A 23,609-nucleotide genomic window follows, 5' to 3' on the forward strand; every position below is an offset into this window, starting at 1 on the left:
TGACGGTGGTGGATCAGGTGCGGTTGCGCCACGTCTTGACGGCGCTGTCGAGGATGTCCCAGAGCGTCACCAGCACCGTGCCGGCGATCACGGCGGTCGCCACCAGGTTCAGGTTGTCGCCCTCGCCGAGCCACTCGAAACGGGCCACGAACTCGGGGTTGAGCAGCCGGTCGGTCGACATCAGCCAGACCACCGGCGCCGCGAACGCCAGGCCGAGCACCGCGTTGACCGCGACCAGCGACCAGGTCCAGCGCCCGACCCGGTACTTGGCGAACTCCAGGCCGATCGTGGCCACCAGCACCGCGATCAGGAACGGCAGCCAGAAGCTCCACAGCGCCGGGTCGAGGATCGGCAGGTTCTCGCCGTCGTCGGTGGGCACGAACGAGCGGAAGTGCTGCATCGGCAGGTAGGCGATGACCAGCGCCAGGAAGGTGACCGAGGCGGCGATGTCGGTGAGGGTGATCTGCCGGTCGGTCGTGTCCTCCGGAAGCTGGTCGACGCTCCACGCGGGCAGGTGCAGGGGGGTCTTGGTGCGCTCCAGCACCGCGAAGACCACTGTCACCCAGAAGGCGATCTGGACGGCCACCTGGAAGGCGGTGGTGATGCCCGCGCCGATCCCCTCGCCCGCGTTGCCGCCGTCGGCGACCCTGAGCAGGCCGGCCAGCACGCCGACCAGGGCCGGGATGAAGCTGAGCAGCAGCTTCATCAGCCGCGACCAGGCCAGGTAGTAGGCCGGGCCGATGAGCTGCAACCGGCGGTCGGCGTAGCGGGCGGCGAGCTTGTCCGGGTCGCCCAGTTCGGTGAGCACCTCCCGCTCGGCGGCGGCGGCGTCCTGCCCGCCGGCCGTACGGCCCTCGACCATGTCCGCGATCGAGGCGCGCAGCTCGGTGTCGATCTCCGCGCGGCGCGCGACCGGCACCGAACGCAGGGTCGCGGTGAGGTATCGGTCGGTCAGGGTGCTCATCGGTCGGCTCCTTCGATCAGCCCGGTCAGGGAGGTCTGCACTGTGGCGAGGTCGGTGAGGAGCCGGCCCAGCACCGACTCGCCCTCCTCGCTGGTCCGGTAGAACTTGCGCGGCCGGCTCTCCTCGGTGTTCCACTCGCTGGTCAGCAGCCCCTGCTCCTCCAGCCGCCGCAGCAGCGGGTAGAGCGTGTTGGCGTCGACCGGAAAGCCGTGGTCGGAGAGGCGTTGCAGCAACGCGTAACCGTAGTCGGGCCGGCGCAGCGCGACGAGGCTGGCCACCACCACGGTGCCCCGGCGCAACTCCTGGAGGTGCGTTCGCAGGATCTCATCGCTAACCATGCGTCACACCATACTGTGTGGCACACACTATCGTCCACCGCTACATCATCGTGCGCACCAACATCAGTGTGTTCGGGCGAAACGGACGGCGGCGGACCCCTCGAAGGGATCCGCCGCCGCGGGTGCCGGTCGCTCAGCAGGACCGGCCCTCCCGGAAGCCGCGCTCGACGACGGACGCCGGCCCGACCTGGAGGTAGCCGACCCCCGGCCGGATCGGGTGGCCGGTGAACAGCTCCACCCGGGAACCGACGCGCACCAGATAGGCCGAGTCGTCGCCCGCGTCGTTGCGGATCATCGAGCCCCGCGGGCCGTAGATCTCCTCCAGGGCGGCGAAGGACATGCCCACCCCCGCCCCGGCGGGCGTGCGCGGCGGCGCGGTGGCGGTGCCCACCTCCACCAGCCGCCCGTCGCGGAAGGCCAGCAGGATCTTGCCCGCCCAGGCCCCGGTGACGCCGGCGTGGACCGTGCCGTCGCAGCCGGTAGCCACCCAGTCGATGAGGCCGGCCGCCGACAGGCGGGCCAGGTCGGCCCCGATCCGGAACGGCCCCGCGCCCCGGACGCTGATGAGCCGGACCTCGTCGGGGTCGGCGGCGGCCGGGCGGGCAGCGCCGTCCGTGCCCGCGCCGAATCGGCCGTCGGCACGTTCGGACAGGTTCCCGGCGACGGCGACGGCGGCCGGCGTGGGCGCGGCGGCGGCGGGTGCCGCCGCGGTGATCGGCACGAGCCCGGCCGTGGCCAGCAGGGCGGTGACGACGGTGTACGAGAGACGGTGCACGGGGATCTCCTCCTCGGGAGTGCGGGTGTCCTTGTCCTGTTGGTCACCCGTTCGGCCGGATCGGTTCGTCGGTTTCCCGACCGAGCGCCCGGACCTAGGCGCCCCGACCGATGCGCCCGACCGGCAGGCCCCGACCGGTGCGCCCCTGCCCGCCCGACGCGCCGACCCCGCGTGGCGGTCGCGGGCTGCCCCCGGCCCGCTGCGCCGTCTACTGTCGAGGCGGAACGGCGACCGGCGGTGCCGGTGTCGGGGGTGGTGCGGTGACCAGTCCGGGGCGGATCGGGCCCTACCGGATCGAGCGGCTGCTGGGCACGGGGTCGTTCGCGACGGTGTGGCTGGCCCACGACCCGGTGCTCGACTCCCGGGTGGCGATCAAGGTGCTGGCCGAGAACTGGCACCACGACCTGCGGGTACGGGAGCGCTTCCTGGACGAGGCCCGCCTGCTGCGCCGGCTCGACGACGAGCGGCTGGTCCGCGTCCACGGGGTCGGCGAACTGGCCGACGGCCGGCCGTACTCGGTGCTGACCTGGGCCGACGGCGGCAGCCTGCGCGACCGGCTGGCCGCCGGGCCGGTGCCGGCGCCCGCCGCCCTGGAGTTGCTGGCCGAGATCGCCGCCGGCGTCGCCGTCCTGCACCGGCACGGCGTGGTGCACCGCGACCTGAGCCCGGGCAACGTCCTGTTCCGCTCCGGCCCCGACGGCGAGCGGGTGCTGATCGCCGACCTCGGGCTGGCCAAGGCCCTCGCCGCCGCCTCCGGTCTCACCGCCCGGGCCGGCACCCCCGGCTACATGGCCCCGGAGCAGGACGACCCGTTCGCCATCGTCGACACCCGCGCCGACGTGTACGCGCTGGGCCGGCTCGGCCTCCGCCTTTTCGCCCCGGCCGCCGATGTCGGTGCCGCTCCAGGCGCCGCCCCCGGTGCCGTCGCCGTCGCACAGGCGGCGGGTGGGGGCGCCCCGCCGGAGGTGGCGGCGGTCCTGCGGCGGGCCACCGCGCCCCGCGCCGCGGACCGGTACCTGGACGCCACCGCCTTCCGCGCCGCCCTGCGCCGCCCCGCCCCGGCCGCCTCCGCCCCAGCTGCCTCCGCTCCCGTCCCGGCCGCTCCCGTCCCGGCCGCTCCCGTCCCGGCCGCTCCCGTCCCGGCCGCTCCCGTCCCGGCCGCCCCCGTCCCGGCCGCCCCCGTCCCGGCCGCCCCCGTCCCGGCCGCCCCCGTCCCGGCCGCCCCTGCACCGGCCGCCCTTGCCTCGGCCGCTTCCGTGCCGGCTGCCCCCGCCTCGGCTGTCCCCGCGCCGGCCGCCGGGACGGTCAGGCATCCGGCCCGGTGGGCGCGCACGGAGGGGCGGCCGGTCGCCCGGCGGCGGCTCGGCGCGCTGGCGCTGGGGGTCCTGACCCTCCTGGCGGCCCTGTCCACCGCCGGCGACGACACGGCGGGCCGGCGGGACGCCGGAAGCTGGACGAGCGGGCCGGTCACCGTCGCGCTGCCGCTCGGGTGGCGGGCCACCGGCACCGGCTGGGCCGGCCGGTACGGACCCGACGGCCGGCTCGAACCGGCCCTGGTGATGTCGCCCGACCCGCACCGGTGGGCGGCCGACCCCACCGTGCCGGGTGCCTTCGTCGGGCTCTCCGCCAGCATCGCCGCACGCACCAGCCCGGCGGGATTCGTCGCCGAGCGTCCCCACGCGGCGTGTGTCGCCGCGCCCGTACGCCGCACCCGACAGGCGGGCGTGGACTGGGTGGTGGCCCGGTTCACCTGTGACCGGGGGCGGCCCGAGGTGGTCGAGGCCGCCGGGCTCGCACCCGGCCGCGCCGGCCTGGTCTACGTGCAGATCACGCCCCCGCCCGGCAGCCGGGCCGACTTCGTCGACACGCTGCTGGCCGGGGTGAGGGTGGGCTAGGGCGTGTCTCGTGGATCTGTGGGGCGTGAGCTGGTATCACGTTTGTCGTGTCTGGACGGTTAGAGCTCACCGATGCCGAGTGGGAGTCGCTGAAGCCGTTGTTGCCGGCGGATGCGCCGCGTGGTGGCCGGTGGCGGGATCACCGTACGACGGGTCTCGGGGATCTTGTTCCGGGAGCGGACCGGGATCACCTGGCGGGACCTGCCCGCCCGGTTCGGCCCGTGGAAGACCGTCAACCAGCGCAAACGCCGCTGGGCTCTGGACGGGACGTGGGCGGCGGTCTGCGGCGCGCTGCGCATCGACTGCGACGCCGAGGAGGGCGACGACTGGACGCTGGGCGTGGACTCGACCGTGGTCCGCGCACACCAGCACGCCGCCGGCGCCCGCCACGACCCGCCCAAGGACCTCGACGGTGAGGTCGTGCCGGGCAAAGGGGGCAGTCGGCACCGGGCAAATCGGGTGATCGTGAGGCGCTCGGTCGGTCCCGCGGCGGGCTGAGCACCAAGCTGTACCTGGCCGCCGACCGCCGGTGCCGGCCGGTCAGCGCGGCCCTGACCGCCGGGCAGCGCCACGACAGCATCGGGTTCGCCCCCGTCATGGACGGTATCCGCATCCGGCGCCGGGTCGGCCGGCCGCGGACCCGGCCCGGCCGGCTGCTGGCGGACAAGGCGTACACGAACAGGAAGATCCGGGCCGAGCTGCGTCGACGCCGGATCGCCGCGGTGATCCCCGAGAAGAAGGACCAGCTCGCCGCACGCAAGGCCAAGGGCAGCCGCGGCGGGCGCCCGCTGGCCTTCGACCGGGACCTGTACAAGCAGCGCAACACGGTCGAGCGGGCGATCAACAAGCTCAGGCAGTTCCGGGCCGTGGCCACCCGCTACGACAAGAGAGAGTTCATGTACCAGGCCACCGTCGACGTCGCCACGATCAAGATCTGGCTACGCGACTTCACCCGAGATCCACGAGCCGGCCATGTACGGCCCTGCCTGTCGGATCTTGGGCCGGAATCCCTCTGAAGTGTTGTGCGAGCATGGGCTGATGACCTTTGGAGAGCTCATCGTCGTTCGCCATGGGCAGTCAACTTGGAACGGCGAGCGACGTTGGGCCGGGCAAGCAGATCCGCCACTTACTGATCTTGGTCGACGGCAAGCTATCGATCTTGTTCAGCGCTGTCGCGGCGCGGAGATCGGCGCCGTGGTCACGTCCGATCTGAGTCGTGCGCGAGAGACGGGCCTCATCGTCGCCCAGGCTCTTGAGCTTGACCGTCCGGCAGAATTTCCGGACCTTCGCGAACGTTGGAGTAGGACGATTACGGGACTTACGGTCGAGGAGATCGAGGTGACGTTTCCAGGTGCGCTGGCTGCCTGGAGAGACGGCACATCGACGGACCTTCCTGGGGACAGCGAGCCATTTGATGTCTTCGCCGCTCGGGTTCTTCGTGGCCTGCAAGCCGCTACCGGCCTTGCCTCCGTGGTTCTTGTTGTAGCCCACGCGGGGCTGTTCCGCGTGCTTGGCAACGCCGCCCGAACAGGCACGAACGCGCGTACGGCGAATACGGACGGACGGCGGATCATGATGGCGGCCGGTCGTGTGAGCGACAACGGACCGGCATTCGAGCCGATGTCAACGGTGTGACGAGTCCGTTGCAGAGCTTGGCAGACACGCCGGTCGGCCATCCAAGATCTACGAGACACGGCCTAGTGCGGAGCGGACGCCGCCGCCCGGCCGAGGCGGTCGCGCAGGAACTCCTCGAACGTCAGCAGCCAGGGGAACCGGTTCCGCAGGCCGGCGATGTCGGCCTGGTATCCGCTCTCGGCGAACCAGGCGTACATGCGGTGCTCGACCGGCTGCGGTTCCAGGCGGGTGGGGGTGCCGGTGAGCGCCTCGTAGATCTCGGCGACCCGGGTGAAGGTCAACTCGTCCCCGGCGATCTCGATCTGCGCGCCCAGGTGGTCCGCCGGGTGCGCGAAGGCGTACGCGGCGATGCGGCCCACGTCGTCGGAGGCGATCATCTGCAGCGGTCGGTCGGGAAGGACCTGGAGGCGCAGGACCCGTTCTCCCTCAGCGTCGGCGTGGTGGAGGAGATTGTTCATGAAGAACGCCGGGCGCAGGATGGTCGCGGGCAGGCCCGACGCCTGGATGTGCCGCTCGATCTCGGCCTTGGTCTCGAAGTGGTCGATGCCGGTCCGGCGCTCCGCGCCGCCCACCGAGCTGTAGACCAGGTGTGCGACACCGGTCTCCCCGGCCACGTCGGCGACCGTCCTGCCCTGCCTGACCTCGGCCGCGAGGCCGTCCGGAGTGTGTGCCAGGGCCTGGACGCTGAAGACACCGTGCACGCCGCGCATCGCCGCGCGTAGCGACCCGGCATCGTCCATGTCCCCCTCGACCAGGGTGGCGCCCTGCTCCGCGAGGAGGCACGCGGCCGGCCTGGCCCGATCGCGGACGAGTGCCCGCACCTGCCAGCCGTCCTGGAGCAACCGGCGGGCCGTGGCGCCGCCCTGATTGCCGGTGGCGCCGGTCACGAGAATCGTCTTCCGCTCCGTCATGACGGTCCAGCCTAGGGAAACGGCAGGTCAGCCCGACGGCGAGGGGGCCGCCATCGACGGGGGCGTACGGCCCCGCCGCGCACCGCCCTCCGTCGGAGTTAGCGCACCACCACCGTGACCGTGTGCGTCGTACCGCCTTGGGGGATCAGCACGTCCACCGTGCCGGGGCGGACGAACCGGATGTCGACCACCCCCGCCTCGTAGCTGTGGGAGACCAGGTCCTCCCGGTCCACGCCGACCTCACCCGGCCCGATGCCGATGATCCGCAGCACCCCGCCGGTCGCGAAGCAGAGCGAGCGCACCAGCGCCAGCTCGGTCTCGGCCAGCACGAGGTCGTGGCGTACCGCCCCGAAGCAGGTGCCGGGCAGTTCGCCCGGCGAGCGCGTCGCGGTGGGCGTACGCCCGGCGGCGGCCGTCGGGGGCGCAGCCGGCGGGGGCCGGCGGGACGGCGGGACGACGGCCGACGTGCCCGGCGGACGGCCTGGCGTGCTCGGCGACGGCGGGGAGGCCGATGGCGGGAGGGCCGACGGGGAGGGCGACGCCGGGCCGGGGGAGCGGGAGGCCGGCGCCTGCACGGGCAGCGGCGAGACGGGAGCGTCCCCGCCGCCGCACCCCGCGAGCGGCACGGCAACGGTCACGGCGACCACCGCGATCCCGGCGAGCCGCGGCGCGGAGAACCGCGAGCCGCCGGAGCCGCCGGAATCACCGGAGCCGCGCGGCGCGCCCCGGCGGCGGCCCGTCGCCGTCACCGCCGGCCCTCGCCGGCGGCGGGCTCACCGGAGAGCCGGTGGCGCAGCTGCCGGCGGGCCTCGTGGATCCGCGACTTGACGGTGCCCTCCGGCACGCCGAGCAGGCCGGCGATCTCCCGGTAGCCCAGCCCCAGGACGTCGCGCAGGGTCACCGCCTCGGCGAGTTCGGGGCGCAGCGCGTCGAGCGCGTCGAGCAGGTCCAGCCGGGTGCCGGCGACCACGCTCGTGCGGCGCGGGTCCACCGGCTCCGGCAGCGGCACGCCGCCGGCCTCCACCAGCCAGCGCCGCCGCAGCACCCGGTACGTCGAGCGGGCCCGGTTGGCCGTCAGCCGGTACAGCCAGGTGTGGAACGACGAGCGGCCCTCGAACCGGCCGACGCCCCGGGCCAGCGCGAGCAGCGCGTCCTGGCACGCCTCCTCGGCGTCCTCCCGGTTCGGCAGCAGGCGGGCGCAGAGCCGCAGCACCTCCGGGCGGACCGCGACCAGCAGCGCGTCGAGCGCCACGGGATCGCCGCGCGCCGCCGACTCGACCAGCTCCTCGACACCGTCCGGGAGGGGCATCAGGTCGTCCAATGCTCGCCGGATACCGTCCGCCCAGGCTACGGCCGCCGCCGCCGATCGGGGCGCCCCGAGTCCGGGAACCGACTGCCGGCGGCCGTCGTGGGCCCGCCGAGCGTGCGGGGCGGGGCCGGCGGAGAGACGCGCGCCACCCGGCCCGGCCCTGTCCGCGCGGCGTCTGGAGCCGCCTTCGGCGGCGGCGATAGGGTAGGCCGTCCGAGCTCGACCATCCCATGATCCGACCCGGGGGGCGCCACGCATGGGCGATTCGTTCGCGCATCTGCACGTGCACACGGAGTACTCGATGCTCGACGGGGCGGCCCGGCTCAAGGACCTCTTCGCCGAGGTCAAGCGGCAGGGCATGCCGGCGGTGGCGATGACCGACCACGGCAACATGCACGGCGCGAACGACTTCTACAAGCAGGCGATGGCCGCCGGCGTCACCCCGATCCTCGGCATCGAGGCGTACGTGGCGCCGGAGTCGCGGTTCCACAAGCAGCGGGTGAAGTGGGGCCGGCCGGAGCAGAAGAGCGACGACGTCTCCGGCAGCGGCGGCTACACCCACATGACCATCTGGGCGAAGAACAAGACAGGCCTGCACAACCTCTTCAAGCTCACCAGCCGGTCGTACACGGAGGGGTTCTTCGTCAAGTGGCCGCGGATGGACGCGGAGCTGCTCGCCGCGAACTCCGACGGGTTGATGGCCACCACCGGCTGCCCCTCCGGCGAGGTGCAGACCCGGCTGCGCCTGGGCCAGTACGACGAGGCGCTCAAGGCCGCCGCGCGGTACCAGGAGATCTTCGGCAAGGAGAACTACTTCCTGGAGGTCATGGACCACGGCATCAGCATCGAGAGCCGGGTCCGCCAGGAGCTGCACGACATCTCCCGCAAGCTGGACATCCCGCCGGTGGTCACGAACGACTCGCACTACACCCACGAGTCCCAGGCCGAGGCGCACGACGTGCTGCTCTGCGTGCAGACGGCGGCGAACGTCGCCGACCCGAACCGGTTCCGGTTCGACGGCAGCGGCTACTACATCAAGTCCGCCGACGAGATGCGCGCCGTCGACAACTCCGACTTCTGGTTGGAGGGCTGCCGCAACACCCTGCTGGTGGCCGAGAAGGTCGACCCCGCGGGGATGTTCGAGTTCCACAACCTGATGCCGCGCTTCCCCGTCCCGGAGGGGGAGACCGAGGAGTCCTGGTTCCGCAAGGAGACCTTCGCCGGGCTGGAGCGGCGCTACCCCGGCGGCATCCCCGAGGGGCACGTCAGGCAGGCCGAGTACGAGCTGGGCGTCATCATCCAGATGGGCTTCCCCTCGTACTTCCTCGTGGTCGCCGACTTCATCCAGTGGGCCAAGAACCAGGGCATCGCCGTGGGCCCGGGCCGTGGCTCGGCCGCCGGCTCGCTTGTCGCGTACGCGCTGGGCATCACCGACCTCGACCCGATCCCGCACGGCCTGATCTTCGAGCGGTTCCTCAACCCCGAGCGCGTCTCCATGCCGGATGTCGACATCGACTTCGACGAGCGCCGGCGCGGTGAGGTCATCAAGTACGTCACCGACAAGTGGGGCGAGGACAAGGTCGCCCAGATCGCCACCTTCGGCACCATCAAGGCGAAGGCCGCGATCAAGGACTCGGCCCGGGTGCTCGGCTACCCGTACGCGGTGGGCGACCGGATCACCAAGGCGATGCCCCCTGCCGTGATGGGCAAGGACATCCCCCTGGAGGGCATCTTCGACCCCAAGCACCCCCGCTACGCCGAGGCCGGCGAGCTCCGGGGCATGTACGAGGCGGAGTCGGACGTCAAGAAGGTCATCGACACCGCCCGGGGCATCGAGGGGCTGATCCGGCAGACCGGCGTGCACGCCGCCGGCGTCATCATGTCCGCCGAGCCGATCATCGACCACATCCCGCTCATGCGCCGGGACTCCGACGGGGTCATCATCACCCAGTTCGACTACCCGACGTGCGAGTCGCTCGGGCTGTTGAAGATGGACTTCCTCGGCCTGCGCAACCTGACGATCATCGACGACGCGGTGAAGAACATCCAGCTCAACCACGGCAAGGAGCTGGAGCTGCTGGCGCTGCCGCTGGACGACAGGCCCGCGTACGAGCTGCTGGCCCGGGGCGACACCCTGGGCGTGTTCCAGCTCGACGGCGGGCCCATGCGCTCCCTGCTGCGGATGATGAAGCCGGACAACTTCGAGGACATCTCCGCCGTCCTCGCGCTCTACCGGCCCGGCCCGATGGGCGTCGATTCGCACACCAACTACGCGCTGCGCAAGAACAACCTCCAGGAGATCACCCCGATCCACCCGGAGCTGGAGGAACCGCTGCGCGAGATCCTCGCGCCCACCTACGGCCTGATCGTCTACCAGGAGCAGGTGCAGCGCGCCGCGCAGATCCTCGCCGGCTACACCCTCGGCCAGGCCGACCTGCTGCGCCGCGCGATGGGCAAGAAGAAGAAGGAGATCCTCGACAAGGAGTTCATCCCCTTCCGGGACGGCTGCCGGGAGCGGGGCTACTCGGACGAGGCGATCCAGAAGGTCTGGGACGTGCTGGTCCCGTTCGCCGGCTACGCCTTCAACAAGGCGCACTCGGCGGCGTACGGGCTGGTGTCGTACTGGACGGCGTACCTGAAGGCGCACTACCCGGCCGAGTACATGGCGGCGCTGCTCACCTCCGTCGGCGACGACAAGGACAAGATGGCGCTCTACCTCTCGGAGTGCCGCCGGATGCGCATCCAGGTGCTGCCGCCGGACGTGAACACCTCCGCGGGGCCGTTCACCCCGGTCGGCAAGGAGATCCGGTTCGGCCTCGGCGCGGTGCGCAATGTCGGCGCCAACGTCGTCGCCGCGATCATGCGCTGCCGGGACGAGAAGGGCGAGTACGCCGACTTCTACGACTTCCTGTCGAAGGTCGACGCCGTGGTCTGCAACAAGAAGACCATCGAATCGCTGATCAAGGCCGGGGCGTTCGACTCGCTCGGGCACTCCCGCAAGGCGCTGCTCACGGTGCACGCGGAGGCGATCGACGCGTACGCCGACGTCAAGCGCAAGGAGGCCGTCGGCCAGTACGACCTCTTCGGCGCCGGCTTCGGCGACGCGGAGACCAACAGCACCACGGTGATGCCGGTCATCGGCGACGGGGAGTGGGACAAGCGCGACAAGCTCGCCTTCGAACGCGAGATGCTCGGCCTCTACGTCTCCGACCACCCGCTCTTCGGCCTGGAGCACGTCCTCGGCGCGGCGGCGGACTGCACCATCGCCTCCCTGTCCGAGGAGGGCACCGTCCCGGACGGGGCCGTGGTCACCCTCGCCGGCATCCTCTCCGGGGTGCAGCGGCGGGTCACCAAGCAGGGCCGGGCCTGGGCGTCGGCCACCCTGGAGGACCTCGCCGGCGGCGTGGAGGCCCTCTTCTTCCCCAACACCTACGAGGTGATCGGGCAGTACATCGCCGAGGACGCCATCGTGGTGGTCAAGGGGCGGGTGGACCGGCGCGACGACACGCCCCGGATCATGGCGATGGACATGTCCATGCCGGACGTCAGCAGCACCCCGGGGAGCAAGCCGGTCACCCTGACCATTCCGGTGCACCGGTGCACCCCGCCGCTGGTGGAGCGGCTCAAGGAGACCCTGGTGCTGCATCCGGGCGACACCGAGGTGCACGTCAAGCTGCTCAACGGCGGCCGGACCACCACCCTGCGGCTGGGGCCGTTCCGGGTGGCGGCCACCACCGCGCTGATGGGCGACCTGAAGAGCGTCCTCGGCCCCGCCAACGTCAGCTGACGCCACCACCCCGCCGGCCAGCCTGGCCGGCGGGGTGGGCCGAGGTCAGACCCGGGTCATGGTCGAGGGGTAGCCGCCCCCGCCGGGGTAGACCCACTCACCGGTGACCGTGGTGTCGTCGGCGCTGAACGTGCCGTGGTAGTACGCCGGGCTGCCCTTCGCGCCGCCCCAGATCGTCAGCTTGTCGCCGGTCAGCTCGTAGACGTAGTCGAGGGTGTTGCCGGTCGAGTCGTAGAACCGCGACACCACGTCCGCGCTCACGGGCTCGCCGAACGGGCGCAGGTTGCCGATCACCTCCAGGCCGGTGACGGGCTGGCCGAACTGGGTGAGCGCGACGCGCTGGAGCAGGAAGAACCGGCCCTCCATCCATTCGTACGTCACGGTTCCCTCTGCCCCGCCGGTGACCGTCCAGGTGCCGACCAGGCGGTCCAGGGCCGTCAGGTCGGCGCTCGGCTGATGGGTCTCAGACATCTCGTCCTCCTTGATGGGTCGTCGCCGGTACCTCGGAGGCGGCCGGCGGGTCTCGACACGCGCCTGATGTGACCCCGATCACCGCACGGCCGTGTCGAGATCCCCGGGCCGGCCACGAGGTAGCGGCAGGAACCCACCAAGGAGGAACCCGTGGCCACCCTCGCCGCCCCCACCGCGCGCCACTCACCCGCCCGCCTGCTGCTGACCGGTGCCCTCGCCGGACCGGTCGACCGGATGTCCTGGCACAGCGTCGCGCACTCGGCCTCGGCCTCGGCTCCCTGCGCCGTTCCGCCTGACCCCACGTACCGTCGATCCAGGCCGACCAGGAAGAGAACCTGTGAAATACCTGCTGCTCAGTTACACGCCGGCCGCTGCCTGGGACGGCGCGACCGCCGACGTCCCGTCCGAGGAGGCGATGGCCGCGTTCGCCGCGTACCAGAGGTTCGAGCGGGAGCTGACCGAGACCGGCGAGCTCGTCGGCAGCGAGGGCCTCGGCCACCCCGTGGTCAGCGCCACCGTCCGCCCGACCCCGGCCGGTGTGGTCGCCACCGACGGGCCGTTCGCCGAGCTGAAGGAGGTCCTGGCCAGCTTCGCCGTCATCGACGTGGCGAGTCGGGAACGGGCCGTCGAGATCGCCTCGCGGATCGTCGAGGCACTGGGTGAGCCCATCGAGGTCCGGCCGATCATGGGCGAGGACTTCACGGCATGTGACCCATCCGCGCCGGCCCGCACCCGTTGCGGGCGCAGGCCCGGGCGCGGGTGCGAAGGGGGACGCCGGCATGCCCACGGACGTCGAGCACCTGCTGCGTACCGAGGCGCCGCAGGTGCTCGGCGCGCTGGTGCGGCGCTTCGGGCACTTCGACGTCGCCGAGGACGCGGTGCAGGAGGCACTGCTCGCCGCGAGCCGGGCGTGGCCGGTCGACGGCGTGCCGGAGAACCCGCGCAGCTGGCTGATCCGGATCGGCTACCGGCGGATGGTCGACCTGCTCCGCTCCGAGGGGGCCCGGCGCCGACGCGAGCGGGAAGCCGGAACAGTCGAACTGGCCATGCGGGAACCCGCCCGGCTGGCCTCCCCTGCGCCGGAGACCGACGACAGCCTCACCCTGCTGCTGCTCTGCTGCCACCCGGCGCTGAGCGCCACCTCCCAGGTGGCGCTCACGCTGCGCGCGGTGGGGGGTCTGACGACCGCCGAGATCGCGCACGCCCACGGGACGACCGAAGCCACCATGGGTACCCGGATCAGCCGCGCCAAGCAGCAACTGGCCCGCGCCGGCGCCCGCTTCATCCCGCCGACCGACGCCGACCGGCACGACCGGGTGACCGCGGTGACGCGGGTCCTCTACCTGATCTTCAACGAGGGCTACACGGCCTCCGCCGGGGCCGAACTCGCCCGCGTGGACCTGACCCGCGAGGCGATCCGGCTGGCCCGGATGCTCCACGCCGGCCTGCCTGACGACGCCGAGGTCGCCGGCCTGCTCGCGCTGATGCTGCTCACCGAGTCGCGGCGCGCCGCCCGCACCGGTCGTGACGACGAGCTGGTGCCGCTGGACGAGCAGGACCGGAACCGGTGGAACCCCGACCTCATCCGGGAGGGCACCGCGCTGATCGACAGCGTCTGGCACCGGCGTGAGGTGGGCCCCTACCAGTTGCAGGCGGCGATCGCGGCCGTGCACGCCGGCGCCGGGCCGCCGGAGAACACCGACTGGCTGCAGATCGCGGCGCTCTACCTGTGGCTCGAACGACTGCACCCCACCGCGCCGGTGCGGCTGAGCCGGGTGGTCGCGGTGGCCCGGGCGTACGGGCCAGCCCGGGGGCTGGCCCTGCTCGACGACCTCAACCGGCGCTTCGGGCTCGACCGGGAACCGCTGACCCGGCAACGGGAACGCGCGGTGCGCGCCCACCTGCTCGAGATGACCGGCGACGCGCAAGGCGCGGCGACGCGGTACCGCGAGGCGGCCGCCCTGACGGAGAACCAGGTCGAGCGGCGGTACCTGCTGCACCGCGCCGACCGCCTCGACTGACGATCGAGCGGGGCCGCGGCGGATGCGGCATGATCGCGGGCATGACCGTGCCCGCCGGGGAGGCAGTCGCGAGCCCGCTGCGGGTCCGCGACCTGGTGCCGGACTTCCTGGCGTACGCGCACCGCACCGCGCACGTCCCCCGGCAGCGGTGGGCGGAGCTGTGGCGGACGCACTACCTGGCGCCCCACCGCGACCTGTACGCGGCGCTGGACCGCCAGGGCGACTGGTCCGGGGTGGACGACCTCGAAGGTGTCCTGGAGCGGCTGCACGGGCGGGAGGCGGTGTTCGCCGCGCGCGCGGAGCGGCTGGCGGCGCTGCTGCCCGCCACCGTCGCCGGGGTGGGCCGGGCGATGGGCTGGCCCGGCGACGGGGAACCCCTCGACTGCGTCCTGCTGGTCGGGCTGGAGCAGGCCAACGGCTGGGCCGACGAGTTCCGGGGCCGCTTCGCCCTGTTCCTCGCCGTCGAGCGGATCGGCGAGCCGGAGCACGACGAGCTGCTGGTCCGGCACGAGGTGGCGCACGTGGTGCACGACCGGCTGGCCCGCATCCGGGACTGGCCGGAGCACGGGGTCGCCCACGCGCTGCTCACCGAGGGGCTGGCCACCCAGGTGACGGCCGAGCTGGACCCGCGACGACCTGACGACGAGTACCTCTGGATGGGCACCACCCACCGGCGGTGGCTCGCCGACTGCCGGCGCCGCTGGCCGGAGATCCTGCACCGGATCGCCGCCGACGTGGACGCCACCGACCTCGACCGGTACGCCGCCTGGTTCCTCATGCGCGACAGCGCCCACCGGGGCGACCTGCCGCGCCGCTGCGGCTACCTCGTCGGCCTGGAACTGGTCCGGCTCCTGCGCGAGCGCCACCCGCTGCACGAGATCGCCGCCTGGGACCTCGACCGGGGGCTCGACGAGGTGCGACGCGGTCTGCACGCCCTGTGCGCGGCGACCTGAACCAGCCACCCGGGGCCGCGAGCGCGGGATTGGCCATCCCGGTACGCGGCGGGGGTGGCTAGCGTCGGTGGGGTGGAGATCGCACAGGCGCAGAAGTTGTGGCAGCCGCAGCCGGGTTGGCTGAACACCGCCAGCTACGGGCTCCCGCCCGATCCGGTGTGGGACGCGGTGCAGGAGGCGTTGACCGACTGGCGGGCCGGGCGCACGTCGTGGGAGGGCTGGGGCCAGGCCACCGAGCGGTCGCGGGCCGCCTTCGCCGGCCTGGTCGGGGTGCCGGTCGCCGACGTCGCGGTCGGCAGCACGGTCTCGCAGCTGCTGGCCCCGGTCGCCGCCGCCCTGCCCGCCGGCGCGACCGTCGTGGTGCCGGAGGTCGAGTTCACCTCCAACCTCTTCCCGTGGCTGGTGCAGGTCGAGCGGGGCGTGCGGGTGCGTACCGTGCCGCTGGCCGGGCTCGTCGACGCGATCGACGCCGACACCGACCTGGTCGCGTTCAGTCTGGTGCAGTCGGCCGACGGCGCGGTCGCCCCGTACGCCGAGGTGGTCGCGGCGGCCCGGGCGCACGGCGCGTTCGTCGCGGTCGACGCCACCCAGGCGTGTGGCTGGCTGCCGTTCGACGCGAGCCTCGCCGACCTGGTCGCGGTCGGCGCGTACAAGTGGCTGATGGCCCCGCGCGGCTCCGCGTTCGCCTACCTGGCGCCCGCGCTGCGGGAGCGGCTGCGCCCCGACGCCGCCGGCTGGTACGCGGGGGACGACCCGCACGCCTCCTACTACGGCCTGCCGCTGCGCCTGGCCGGGGACGCGCGCCGGTTCGACATCTCGCCGGCGTGGTTCAGCTGGGTCGGCACGGCCCCCGCACTGGAACTGCTCGCCGAGATCGGGGTGCCGGCCGTGCACGCGCACGACGTCGCCCTGGCCAACCGGTTCCTCGCCGGGCTGGGTCGTCCGCCGGGGGAGAGCGCGATCGTCGCGGTGGAGGTGCCGGGCGCGGCGGAGCGGCTGGAGCGAGCCGGCGTCCGGGCGGCGGTGCGTGCCGGCCGGGTGCGGGCGTCCTTCCACGTCTACTCCACCGAGGCCGACGTCGACCTCGCCCTGGACGCGCTCACCGGCTGAGGCCGGGGCGGGGCCGAGGGCGGGGTCGACGTCGGCCGGCCGTCACTTGGCGCCGGTGACGATCCCGGGGTTGATGCAGAGGCCGGGGTTGCTGCCGTTGCGCTCGGCGATCTCCAGGCACCGCGACACCTTGTCGACCTTCGCGTTGGTCTCGGTGATCTGCTTCTGGATGGCGGCGTTCTTCCGGTCCTGCTCCAGGTTGCGGGTCTGGGCGAGCTTGTCCTGGAAGGCCTTGATGTTGCCCTCGGTCTTGTCGTCGTGGTTGACCCGGGTGATCGTCACCGACAGGATGTCGACGTCGCTGGAGAGCCGCGACTCGGCGCTTGTCTTGATGCTCTCGGCGAAGGGCTTCAGGTCCACGTTCAGGCTGCCGGTGTTCGAGTCGATCTTCTCGAGCGGGTTGTAGGTGGCGAAGGCGTCGTTGACGGCGCTGTCGAGCTGCACGCCCACCCGCTGGCCCCGGAAGCTGTCGAAGTCGCCCTTGTAGTCCATGAACTGCTTGGGCGCGTTCTCCGGCTTGACCTGCCACTCGACGAGCACCTCGACGCAGGCGTCGGCGAGGGTGCCGGTGCGGACCCGCACGCAGTGGTCGCCGCCGATGTGGTCGTACTTCTGCCGGCCGGCGTCCCACTCGCCGACCTTCTGCCAGGGAGCCACCCACTTCAGGCCGGAGCCGGTGACCTTCCCCGTCGGCTTGCCGAAGCTGGTGACGATGCCGACCGAACGGATCGGCACGGAGTGGGCGCTGGAGCCGATGGTGAACACGACCGCGCCGACGAGGCAGGCGACCGCGGCCAGGGTGGCGGTCCCCTTCGTCGACGTATTCGAGGCGGCGAGCGCCAGCAGGCCGGAGATCGCCAGGCCGACGGCGAAGATGATCGCAACAGTGAAGCCGAAGGGCATTTCGCTCGGCACCTTTCGCGGGAGGGGGCCATCACCCTAGGAGCACCGGTCAAGGCGAAACGCAGGTGGGGCGCGGCCGTGGCGCGCCCACATGACGTGGTACGCCGTGACTCCACAGTCACCGGCGTCGATGCCGGCGGGCCGGGGTGGCCGGGCGGCGGGGTGGCGTTCCCGCACGGTCGGTCGTCCCGGAATGTGGCTGCCATCGACATAGTTCGACATCGCGGCCCCGCCGTAGGTTTCCAGGACGCGACGGCCATGTGACCCCGGTCACCGATCCGGTCGTCGCCGGACCTACGAAGGAGTAGGCGATGGCCGGGCAAGCGCTCCTGTCGGCCCGCGGGCTGACCCGTGACTTCCGGGGTTTCCGGGCGGTCGACGGGGTCGACCTCGACATCGCGGCGGACAGCGTCCACGCGCTCGTCGGCCCGAACGGCGCCGGGAAGACCACCCTGTTCAACCTGCTCACCGGCTTCCTGCGGCCCAGCGGCGGGCGCATCGAGCTGGCCGGCCGCGACGTGACCGGGCTGCCCCCCGAGCGGGTCGCCCGACTCGGCGTGGCCCGGTCGTTCCAGATCACCAGCCTCTTCCCGCAGCTCTCCGCGCGGGAGCACGTCGAGTTGGCGCTGCAGAGCCCGAGCGGGCTGGGCTGGCGGTTCTGGCGCTCGGCGAAGCTGATGCGCCGCTACACCGACCGGGCCGGCGAACTGCTCGACATGGTCGGGCTGGCCGAGCTGTCCGAGGCCCCCGCCGAGGCGCTGGCGTACGGGCGCAAGCGGGCGCTGGAACTGGCCATCGCCCTCGCGCTGGACCCGAAGGTGCTGCTGCTCGACGAGCCGACCGCCGGGATGGGCCTGGAGGACGTCGACCGCACCGTCGAGCTGGTCGCGCGGGTCCGGCAGGGCCGGACGGTGGTGCTGGTCGAGCACAACATGAGCGTGGTCGGGCGGCTCGCCGACACCGTCACCGTCCTGCAGGCCGGCAAGGTCCTCGTCGAGGGCCCGTACGAGCAGGTGCGCGCCGACGAGCGCGTGATCACCGCCTACCTGGGAGCCGCCGATGCTGCGCATTGAGAACCTGTCCGCCTGGTACGGCGAGGCGCAGGTGCTGCGGGACGTCAGCCTGGACGTCGCCGCCGGCGAGGTGGTCACCCTCGTCGGGCGCAACGGCGCCGGCAAGTCCACCCTGCTGCGCTGCGTGATGGGCCTGCACGCCGGCCAGCGCGGCCGGATCGAGCTGGACGGGCGGGACGTCGGGAGGCTGGCCGCGTACCGGCGGGCGCGGTTGGGGCTCGGCTGGGTCCCCGACGACCGGGGCAGCTACGCCACGCTGAGCGTGACGGAGAACCTCACCCTGCCGCCGACCGTCGGGCCCGACCCGTGGTCGCTGGAGCGCGTGTACGAGGCGTTCCCCGCCCTGCACCAGCGGCGGGACTCGGCCGCCACCATGCTCTCCGGCGGCGAGCAGCAGATGCTCGCGCTGGCCCGGGTGCTGCGGATGGGCGCCCGGCTGCTGCTCTGCGACGAACCGACCGAGGGGCTCTCGCCGCTGCTCGTGCAGCAGGTCGGCGACCTCCTGCGCGAGGCCAAACGGCACGGGGTGACCGTGCTGCTGGTCGAACAGAACCTGCACTTCGCCACCGGCGTCGCCGACCGGCACTACCTGCTGGCCGAGGGACGCGTCGTGGAGGCGATGGACAACTCCGAGGTGCGCTCCCGGGAACGGGAGCTGCTGTCGTACCTCGGCATCTGAATTCCGATTCGACGACCCGCGCGGCGCGCGGGGTGGAGGGATGGGCATGCGTAGGACGGTGGGTGTGGCCGCGGCTTCGACGGCGGCGATGGTGCTGATCGCGGGCTGCGGCGGCGGTGGTCCCCAGTCGGGCGGCGACCAGAAGCTGACCGGGGGCAAGATCGTGCTGGGCGTGCTGAACGACCAGTCCGGCGCGTACTCCGAGCTGTCCGGCAAGAACTCGGTCAAGGCCGTGGAGATGGCCATCGCCGACTTCAAGGCGAAGCACGGCGACAAGGCGGTGACCGGCGACATCACCGTGGAGACCGCCGACCACCAGAACAAGCCGGACATCGCCAACAGCAAGGCCCAGGAGATGTACGACCGCCAGGGCGTCGACCTGATCCTCGACGTGCCCACCTCGTCGGCGGCGCTGCGGGTGGCCGACGTGGCGAAGGAGAAGAAGAAGCTCTACTTCAACATCGGCGCCGCGACCACCGACCTGACCGGCAAGAGCTGCAACAAGTACACGTTCCACTACGCGTACGACACCTACATGCTGGCCAACGGAACGGGCAAGGTCACCACCGAGCAGGTCGGCAAGAACTGGTACATCCTCTACCCGAACTACGCCTTCGGCCAGGACATGGAGAAGAGCTTCACCACCGCCATCACCGCCGCCGGCGGGCAGGTCGTCGGCAAGGACGGGGCGCCGTTCCCGAACACCAGCGGCGACTTCTCCACCTTCCTGCTCAAGGCGCCGACGCTCAACCCGAAGCCGCAGGTGCTCGGCACCATGCAGGCCGGCGCGGAGCTGGTCAACGTGGTCAAGCAGTACAACGAGTTCAAGCTGCGCGACAAGGGCGTCGGGCTGGCGGTCGGCCTGATGTTCATCACCGACATCCACTCGCTCACCCCGGCCGCGCTCGCCGGTACCACCTACACCGACGCCTGGTACTGGAACTCCGACCAGCAGAACCGCGAGTTCGCCGACCGGTTCCAGAAGGAGACCGGTACCCGGCCGTCCTTCGCGCACGCGGCCAACTACTCCGCCGCGACGCAGTACCTGGAGGCCGCGCAGGCCGCCGGCACCGACGACGCCGACGCGATCGTCAAGGAGCTGGAGGGCAAGGAGGTCAACGACGTCTTCCTGCGCAACGGCAAGTTCCGCGCCGAGGACCACCGGGTCATCCACGACGCCTACCTCGCCCAGGTGAAGCCGCAGTCCGAGGTCAGTGAGCCGTGGGACTACGTCAAGGTGCTCAAGACCATCCCCGCTGCCGAGGCGTTCCGCGCCCCGTCGGCGGACTGCAAGATGTGACCAGGGCATGACCAGCTTCTTGCAGAACACGTTCAACGGGCTGGTGAGCGGGGCGTTCTACGCCCTGCTCGCCCTCGGGCTCGCGGTCATCTTCGGGATGCTGCGGGTGGTCAACTTCGCCCACGGGGCGTTCTACATGTTCGGCGCCTTCGGCGCGTACGTCCTGCTCACCGAGGCGGGCGTGCCGTTCTGGGCGGCGTTGGTGATCATGCCGGTGGGGCTGGCCCTGGTCGGCATGGCCCTGGAGCGGGCCTTCATCCACCGGCTCACCCGGCTCGACCCGCTCTACAACTTCCTGCTCACCTTCGGCCTGACGCTCATCCTCCAGGACCTGGTGAAGCTCCGCTACGGCGTGCAGTCCAGCCCGTACGAGACCCCGTCCGCGCTCAGCGGGTCGGTCGACTTCGGGCTCTTCGACTTCCCCACCTACCGGGTCTTCATCCTCGGCTTCGCGCTCGCCGTCTGCGCCGGCGTCTGGTGGGTGCTCACCCGCACCCGGGTCGGCATGGTGGTCCGGGCGTCGACCGAGCGGCCCGAGCTGACCCGGGCGTTCGGCATCGACGTGGGGCGCTGGGTCACCCCGGTCTTCGGCTTCGGCATCGGCCTCGCCGGGCTGGCCGGGGTGCTGGCCGCGCCGATGCGGGCCGTGAACCCGCTGATGGGCGCCGACCTGATCATCGTGGTCTTCGCGGTGGTGGTGATCGGCGGGCTGGGCTCGATCTTCGGGTCCGTCGCCGCCGGCTTCGGCATCGGCCTGGTGCAGGCGTGGGGCGAGGCGTACCTGTCCGACTTCCCGATCGTGTCGCAGACGATCGTCTTCATCGTGATGGCCGTCGTGCTGCTCTGGCGCCCGGCCGGGCTGTTCGGCCGTGAGGAGGCACCGGCATGACGAGCACCGTCGACACCGAGACCGACGCCGGTCGTCCGGCGCCGAGGTCCGGGCTGGTCGCCGTGACCCGGGCCCCCGGCTGGGTCCGGTACGCGCTGCTCGCCGTCGGGCTGCTGGTGGCGTTCTGGCTGCCCAACGGGCTCTACCCGGCGGTGGCGGTGGCCATCCTCTGCTGGGCGTTGTTCGCCGTCGCCGTGGACCTGCTGCTCGGCTTCACCGGGCTGATGTCCTTCGGGCACGCGGCCTTCTGGGGCGCCTCCGCGTACGTCACCGGGTTGACGGCCATCCACCTCGGCCTGCCGTTCCCGGCGGCCGTGCTGGCCGGGGCGCTCGCGGCGGCCGTGCTCGCCGTGCCGATCGGCTACCTGGCGGTGAAGCGGACGGGCATCTACTTCGCCATGGTCACCCTGGCATTCGCGCAGATGGTCTACTACGTCGCCAACGAGTGGCGCTCGGTCACCCGCGGCGAGAACGGCCTGCAGGGCGTGCCCCGCGAGCTGTTCGGGCTGGACCTGACCGACGACTACTACTTCTACTACGCGATCCTGCCGATCGTGCTGCTCGGGCTGGCCGCCGCCTGGCGGATCGTGCACTCGCCCTTCGGGCGGGTGCTGGTCGGCATCCGCGACAACCCGGCCCGCGCCCGCGCGCTCGGCTACCCCGTTCACCGCTACAAGCTGACCGCGTTCGTGCTGTCGGGCTTCATCGCCGGGCTCGGCGGCGGGCTGTTCGCCGTCGGCCACCGCTTCGTCTCCCTCGACGTGCTGCACTGGACGACCTCCGGCAAGGCGGTCATCGTGGTGGTGCTCGGCGGCATCGGCACGCTCTGGGGCGGGGTGCTCGGCGCGGGCATCCTGGTCCGCCTGGAGGACTGGCTGTCGTTCTCCGGGTTCGAGGCGATCGGCCTGGTCACCGGCGGGATCTTCGTCCTCGTCGTGCTGGTGTTCCGGCGCGGCATCTGGGGCAGCGCCGCCGCCCTGGCGACGCGCTGGGCGGCATCCCGCCGCCGGTAGTCGCACCCGGGCGCATCCGTCCGCGGCCCTCCCGACGAACCCCCGGGTAGTGAACGTCTACCCGGGGGTACGTCTGGTGCTGACAGATCCCATGCCGGTCGGGGCCGTCGAGACCGCGCGCAAGCAGTTGTCGCTGGCCGCCGAGGACCTCGACGCCAACCGGGTCGCGGCGGTCGTCGTCGAGGTGGCCGACGAGTGGGGCACGGCGGCGCTGTGGGAACAGGTCTGCGTGCCGATGCTGGCCGCACTGCCCGGGCACACCGCCATCGAGGTCGCCGTCGAGCACGCCCTCGCCGAGGGCGTCCGCGTCGGCCTGGACGTGTTCCGGCGCGTACCGGGCCGCCCGCTGCCGACCGGCGGCGTACTGCTGGCCGGCGCGGAGCAGGAGACGCACTGCCTCGGCCTGCACGCGCTGGCCGCCGCGCTGCGCGAGCGGTCCCGGGGGAGTCTGCTGCTCGGGCCGGCCCTGCCGTGGACGGCGCTCGCCAGCGCCGCCCGTCGGGTCCGCCCGCGCATCGTCGTGGTCTGGGCGCAGACGCCGGTCACCGGCCGCGCGTACCGCCTGGTGCGCTTCGCCCGCGACTTCCCGGCGACCCGGGTGTACGGCGCCGGCCCGGGCTGGATCGAGCCGCTCGCCGCGCCGGCGACCCGACTGTCCACGCTGCCCGCCGCCGTCACCGCCTGCTCCGCGCCGTCACCGCCTGTGCCGCTCCTGCCCTGACGGGGACGTGGGGGCGACACCACGTCTCGGCCCGACGGACCAGGCACCATGGGCCCGTGCGACTACTTACCGCCGAGGAGTTCACCGCCACGATCGGCACGCCACCGGCGCCGGTGGACGTCGACGAGTCTGCCCCGTTCGACTTCTGGCCCTACTTCGACGCCATCCCCCGCGAGGACCTCGGTGGCCACGACTTCAGCGACGAGGAAGTCACCCACGTGTGGCAGATGCCGGACGGGACGCATCAGCACGTCCTCATCGCCTGCGACACCCCGAACGTGTTCCTGGCGCTCGTGCTCGACCTTCGGACGGCGTCGGTGGCCGGGCACCACGTACTCGACCTCAACCAGATCTACGGGCTCAGCCAGCCGTCCGCCCCTGACGAACGGTAGAGCGTCGGCTCCGGCTGCCCACTCGTCCGCCTCCGGATGCTCGCCAGCTTGCCTCCGGCTGCCCACCAGCTCGCCTCCGGCTGCCCATCGGTCCGTCGTGGCTTCGGCCGCCGTCCGGCCAGGAACCCTGACGTCGAGCCCGAACCCGGGTGAGTCGGGTGAGCCGCTCCTCCGGGTCACCGGGGTCACCGGGGTCACCCGGGTCGCCCGGGTCGCCCCCAGACACCGGGTCACTGAGGCGCCAGTCGAGATCTTGGTACGAGAGTGCCCCTGGAGGGGCGGTTTCTCGCCAAGATCTCCGGCAGGAGCCCGCACACCTCGGCGCAGACCAATACGGCGATGCGCCAGGCGACCGGATCGGCGCCCGTTCCCGACCGGTCCACGCGGACGGACGCGAAGGTAGCCACCGACGGGGTGTGGCCCGCCGTGCCCGGCGCAGGGATCAAGCCTGACCGCCCGGAGCCGGGCAC

At 72.4% G+C, this 23,609-nt stretch carries 22 protein-coding genes and 2 pseudogenes; 16 read left to right on the top strand and 8 right to left on the bottom strand.

Annotated elements, in window-relative coordinates:
- Positions 1-13 precede the first annotated feature (13 nt).
- From AB0B83_RS18425 to AB0B83_RS18435, 3 genes are all read right to left on the bottom strand, one after another.
- Complete coding sequence (locus AB0B83_RS18425) at positions 14-964, bottom strand: permease prefix domain 1-containing protein (protein ID WP_357579204.1); 951 nt, start codon at positions 962-964, stop codon at positions 14-16.
- Positions 961-1,302 (bottom strand): PadR family transcriptional regulator, encoded by a 342-nt coding sequence (locus AB0B83_RS18430; protein ID WP_089001033.1) that lies wholly within the window; start codon positions 1,300-1,302, stop codon positions 961-963. Before AB0B83_RS18430 ends, AB0B83_RS18425 begins: the two co-directional genes overlap by 4 nt.
- Positions 1,303-1,435: 133 nt before the next feature.
- Positions 1,436-2,077: a hypothetical protein gene (locus AB0B83_RS18435; protein ID WP_357579205.1), complete on the bottom strand. Its 642-nt coding sequence runs from the start codon at positions 2,075-2,077 to the stop codon at positions 1,436-1,438.
- Positions 2,078-2,337: 260 nt separating this feature from the next.
- Here AB0B83_RS18435 and AB0B83_RS18440 point away from each other — a divergent pair, with 260 nt between their 5' ends.
- The 3 genes and pseudogenes from AB0B83_RS18440 to AB0B83_RS18450 all read left to right on the top strand — a co-directional run bounded on the left by AB0B83_RS18440 (position 2,338) and on the right by AB0B83_RS18450 (position 5,607).
- Entirely contained in the window at positions 2,338-3,972 is a 1,635-nt protein-coding gene (locus AB0B83_RS18440; RefSeq protein WP_357579206.1) for a serine/threonine-protein kinase, read from the top strand.
- Positions 3,973-4,019: 47 nt separating this feature from the next.
- A pseudogene (locus AB0B83_RS18445) lies at positions 4,020-4,862 on the top strand (IS5 family transposase); the annotation flags it as partial.
- A 148-nt stretch (positions 4,863-5,010) separates the two neighbouring features.
- Positions 5,011-5,607 carry a histidine phosphatase family protein gene (locus tag AB0B83_RS18450; protein WP_357579207.1) on the top strand — a complete coding sequence of 199 codons (597 nt, stop codon included), beginning with the start codon at positions 5,011-5,013 and terminating at the stop codon, positions 5,605-5,607.
- A 62-nt stretch (positions 5,608-5,669) separates the two neighbouring features.
- On the opposite strand, the gene AB0B83_RS18455 is transcribed toward AB0B83_RS18450, so the two are convergent.
- The 3 genes from AB0B83_RS18455 to AB0B83_RS18465 all read right to left on the bottom strand — a co-directional run bounded on the left by AB0B83_RS18455 (position 5,670) and on the right by AB0B83_RS18465 (position 7,827).
- Positions 5,670-6,518 (bottom strand): NmrA/HSCARG family protein, encoded by an 849-nt coding sequence (locus AB0B83_RS18455; protein WP_357579208.1) that lies wholly within the window; start codon positions 6,516-6,518, stop codon positions 5,670-5,672.
- Positions 6,519-6,616: 98 nt separating this feature from the next.
- A complete protein-coding gene (locus AB0B83_RS18460; protein WP_357579209.1) occupies positions 6,617-7,267 on the bottom strand; it encodes a hypothetical protein in 651 nt (216 codons plus the stop codon).
- Entirely contained in the window at positions 7,264-7,827 is a 564-nt protein-coding gene (locus tag AB0B83_RS18465; protein WP_357579210.1) for an RNA polymerase sigma factor, read from the bottom strand. Before AB0B83_RS18465 ends, AB0B83_RS18460 begins: the two co-directional genes overlap by 4 nt.
- Before the next feature lie 256 nt (positions 7,828-8,083).
- On the opposite strand from AB0B83_RS18465, the gene dnaE reads away from it, so the two are divergent.
- Positions 8,084-11,614, top strand: a complete 3,531-nt coding sequence (gene dnaE / locus AB0B83_RS18470; RefSeq protein ID WP_357579211.1) for a DNA polymerase III subunit alpha — start codon at positions 8,084-8,086, stop codon at positions 11,612-11,614.
- A gap of 45 nt (positions 11,615-11,659) precedes the next feature.
- Here dnaE and AB0B83_RS18475 read toward each other — a convergent pair whose 3' ends face one another.
- A complete protein-coding gene (locus AB0B83_RS18475) occupies positions 11,660-12,085 on the bottom strand; it encodes a hypothetical protein (protein ID WP_357579212.1) in 426 nt (141 codons plus the stop codon).
- Between the two features lie 337 nt (positions 12,086-12,422).
- On the opposite strand from AB0B83_RS18475, the pseudogene AB0B83_RS18480 reads away from it, so the two are divergent.
- The 4 genes and pseudogenes from AB0B83_RS18480 to AB0B83_RS18495 form a co-directional block, all read left to right on the top strand.
- Positions 12,423-12,710 (top strand): annotated as a pseudogene (locus AB0B83_RS18480) (YciI family protein); the annotation flags it as partial.
- Positions 12,711-12,864: 154 nt separating this feature from the next.
- A complete protein-coding gene (locus AB0B83_RS18485; protein ID WP_357579213.1) occupies positions 12,865-14,106 on the top strand; it encodes a DUF6596 domain-containing protein in 1,242 nt (413 codons plus the stop codon).
- Positions 14,107-14,147: 41 nt separating this feature from the next.
- Positions 14,148-15,059: a hypothetical protein gene (locus AB0B83_RS18490; protein WP_357579214.1), complete on the top strand. Its 912-nt coding sequence runs from the start codon at positions 14,148-14,150 to the stop codon at positions 15,057-15,059.
- A gap of 72 nt (positions 15,060-15,131) precedes the next feature.
- Positions 15,132-16,169 carry an aminotransferase class V-fold PLP-dependent enzyme gene (locus AB0B83_RS18495; protein ID WP_357579215.1) on the top strand — a complete coding sequence of 346 codons (1,038 nt, stop codon included), beginning with the start codon at positions 15,132-15,134 and terminating at the stop codon, positions 16,167-16,169.
- Positions 16,170-16,211: 42 nt separating this feature from the next.
- Here AB0B83_RS18495 and AB0B83_RS18500 read toward each other — a convergent pair whose 3' ends face one another.
- A complete protein-coding gene (locus AB0B83_RS18500) occupies positions 16,212-17,072 on the bottom strand; it encodes an SPFH domain-containing protein (protein ID WP_357579216.1) in 861 nt (286 codons plus the stop codon).
- A 311-nt stretch (positions 17,073-17,383) separates the two neighbouring features.
- Between AB0B83_RS18500 and AB0B83_RS18505 the strand changes: the two genes are divergently transcribed.
- From AB0B83_RS18505 to AB0B83_RS18540, 8 genes are all read left to right on the top strand, one after another.
- Positions 17,384-18,145, top strand: a complete 762-nt coding sequence (locus AB0B83_RS18505) for an ABC transporter ATP-binding protein (protein ID WP_357579217.1) — start codon at positions 17,384-17,386, stop codon at positions 18,143-18,145.
- On the top strand, positions 18,132-18,824 hold the full coding sequence (locus tag AB0B83_RS18510; RefSeq protein ID WP_357579218.1) for an ABC transporter ATP-binding protein: 693 nt from the start codon (positions 18,132-18,134) through the stop codon (positions 18,822-18,824). The genes AB0B83_RS18505 and AB0B83_RS18510 overlap by 14 nt, the downstream gene beginning before the upstream one ends.
- A 40-nt stretch (positions 18,825-18,864) precedes the next feature.
- Positions 18,865-20,124: an ABC transporter substrate-binding protein gene (locus AB0B83_RS18515; protein WP_357579219.1), complete on the top strand. Its 1,260-nt coding sequence runs from the start codon at positions 18,865-18,867 to the stop codon at positions 20,122-20,124.
- Positions 20,125-20,131: 7 nt separating this feature from the next.
- The gene (locus tag AB0B83_RS18520) at positions 20,132-21,013 is read left to right on the top strand and encodes a branched-chain amino acid ABC transporter permease (protein ID WP_357579220.1); all 882 of its coding nucleotides are present in this window, start codon (positions 20,132-20,134) and stop codon (positions 21,011-21,013) included.
- On the top strand, positions 21,010-22,026 hold the full coding sequence (locus AB0B83_RS18525; protein WP_357579221.1) for a branched-chain amino acid ABC transporter permease: 1,017 nt from the start codon (positions 21,010-21,012) through the stop codon (positions 22,024-22,026). The genes AB0B83_RS18520 and AB0B83_RS18525 overlap by 4 nt, the downstream gene beginning before the upstream one ends.
- A 76-nt stretch (positions 22,027-22,102) precedes the next feature.
- On the top strand, positions 22,103-22,747 hold the full coding sequence (locus AB0B83_RS18530) for a transcriptional regulator (RefSeq protein WP_357579222.1): 645 nt from the start codon (positions 22,103-22,105) through the stop codon (positions 22,745-22,747).
- A 56-nt stretch (positions 22,748-22,803) separates the two neighbouring features.
- The gene (locus AB0B83_RS18535; RefSeq protein WP_357579223.1) at positions 22,804-23,139 is read left to right on the top strand and encodes a hypothetical protein; all 336 of its coding nucleotides are present in this window, start codon (positions 22,804-22,806) and stop codon (positions 23,137-23,139) included.
- Positions 23,140-23,403: 264 nt separating this feature from the next.
- On the top strand, positions 23,404-23,609 hold a 206-nt coding region (locus AB0B83_RS18540; RefSeq protein ID WP_357579224.1), incomplete at its 3' end, for a hypothetical protein.

It is taken from the genome of Micromonospora sp. NPDC049060, assembly GCF_040649055.1.
GTDB lineage: Bacteria > Actinomycetota > Actinomycetes > Mycobacteriales > Micromonosporaceae > Micromonospora > Micromonospora reichwaldensis.

Bases quoted from the DNA above. Each gene is read 5' to 3' on its own strand.
- AB0B83_RS18425 (WP_357579204.1), bottom strand. From the start codon at position 964: ATGAGCACCCTGACCGACCGATACCTCACCGCGACCCTGCGTTCGGTG.
- AB0B83_RS18430 (WP_089001033.1), bottom strand. From the start codon at position 1,302: ATGGTTAGCGATGAGATCCTGCGAACGCACCTCCAGGAGTTGCGCCGG.
- AB0B83_RS18450 (WP_357579207.1), top strand. From the start codon at position 5,011: ATGACCTTTGGAGAGCTCATCGTCGTTCGCCATGGGCAGTCAACTTGG.
- AB0B83_RS18455 (WP_357579208.1), bottom strand. From the start codon at position 6,518: ATGACGGAGCGGAAGACGATTCTCGTGACCGGCGCCACCGGCAATCAG.
- AB0B83_RS18465 (WP_357579210.1), bottom strand. From the start codon at position 7,827: ATGCCCCTCCCGGACGGTGTCGAGGAGCTGGTCGAGTCGGCGGCGCGC.
- dnaE (WP_357579211.1), top strand. From the start codon at position 8,084: ATGGGCGATTCGTTCGCGCATCTGCACGTGCACACGGAGTACTCGATG.
- AB0B83_RS18475 (WP_357579212.1), bottom strand. From the start codon at position 12,085: ATGTCTGAGACCCATCAGCCGAGCGCCGACCTGACGGCCCTGGACCGC.
- AB0B83_RS18485 (WP_357579213.1), top strand. From the start codon at position 12,865: ATGCCCACGGACGTCGAGCACCTGCTGCGTACCGAGGCGCCGCAGGTG.
- AB0B83_RS18490 (WP_357579214.1), top strand. From the start codon at position 14,148: ATGACCGTGCCCGCCGGGGAGGCAGTCGCGAGCCCGCTGCGGGTCCGC.
- AB0B83_RS18500 (WP_357579216.1), bottom strand. From the start codon at position 17,072: ATGCCCTTCGGCTTCACTGTTGCGATCATCTTCGCCGTCGGCCTGGCG.
- AB0B83_RS18505 (WP_357579217.1), top strand. From the start codon at position 17,384: ATGGCCGGGCAAGCGCTCCTGTCGGCCCGCGGGCTGACCCGTGACTTC.
- AB0B83_RS18510 (WP_357579218.1), top strand. From the start codon at position 18,132: ATGCTGCGCATTGAGAACCTGTCCGCCTGGTACGGCGAGGCGCAGGTG.
- AB0B83_RS18515 (WP_357579219.1), top strand. From the start codon at position 18,865: ATGGGCATGCGTAGGACGGTGGGTGTGGCCGCGGCTTCGACGGCGGCG.
- AB0B83_RS18520 (WP_357579220.1), top strand. From the start codon at position 20,132: ATGACCAGCTTCTTGCAGAACACGTTCAACGGGCTGGTGAGCGGGGCG.
- AB0B83_RS18525 (WP_357579221.1), top strand. From the start codon at position 21,010: ATGACGAGCACCGTCGACACCGAGACCGACGCCGGTCGTCCGGCGCCG.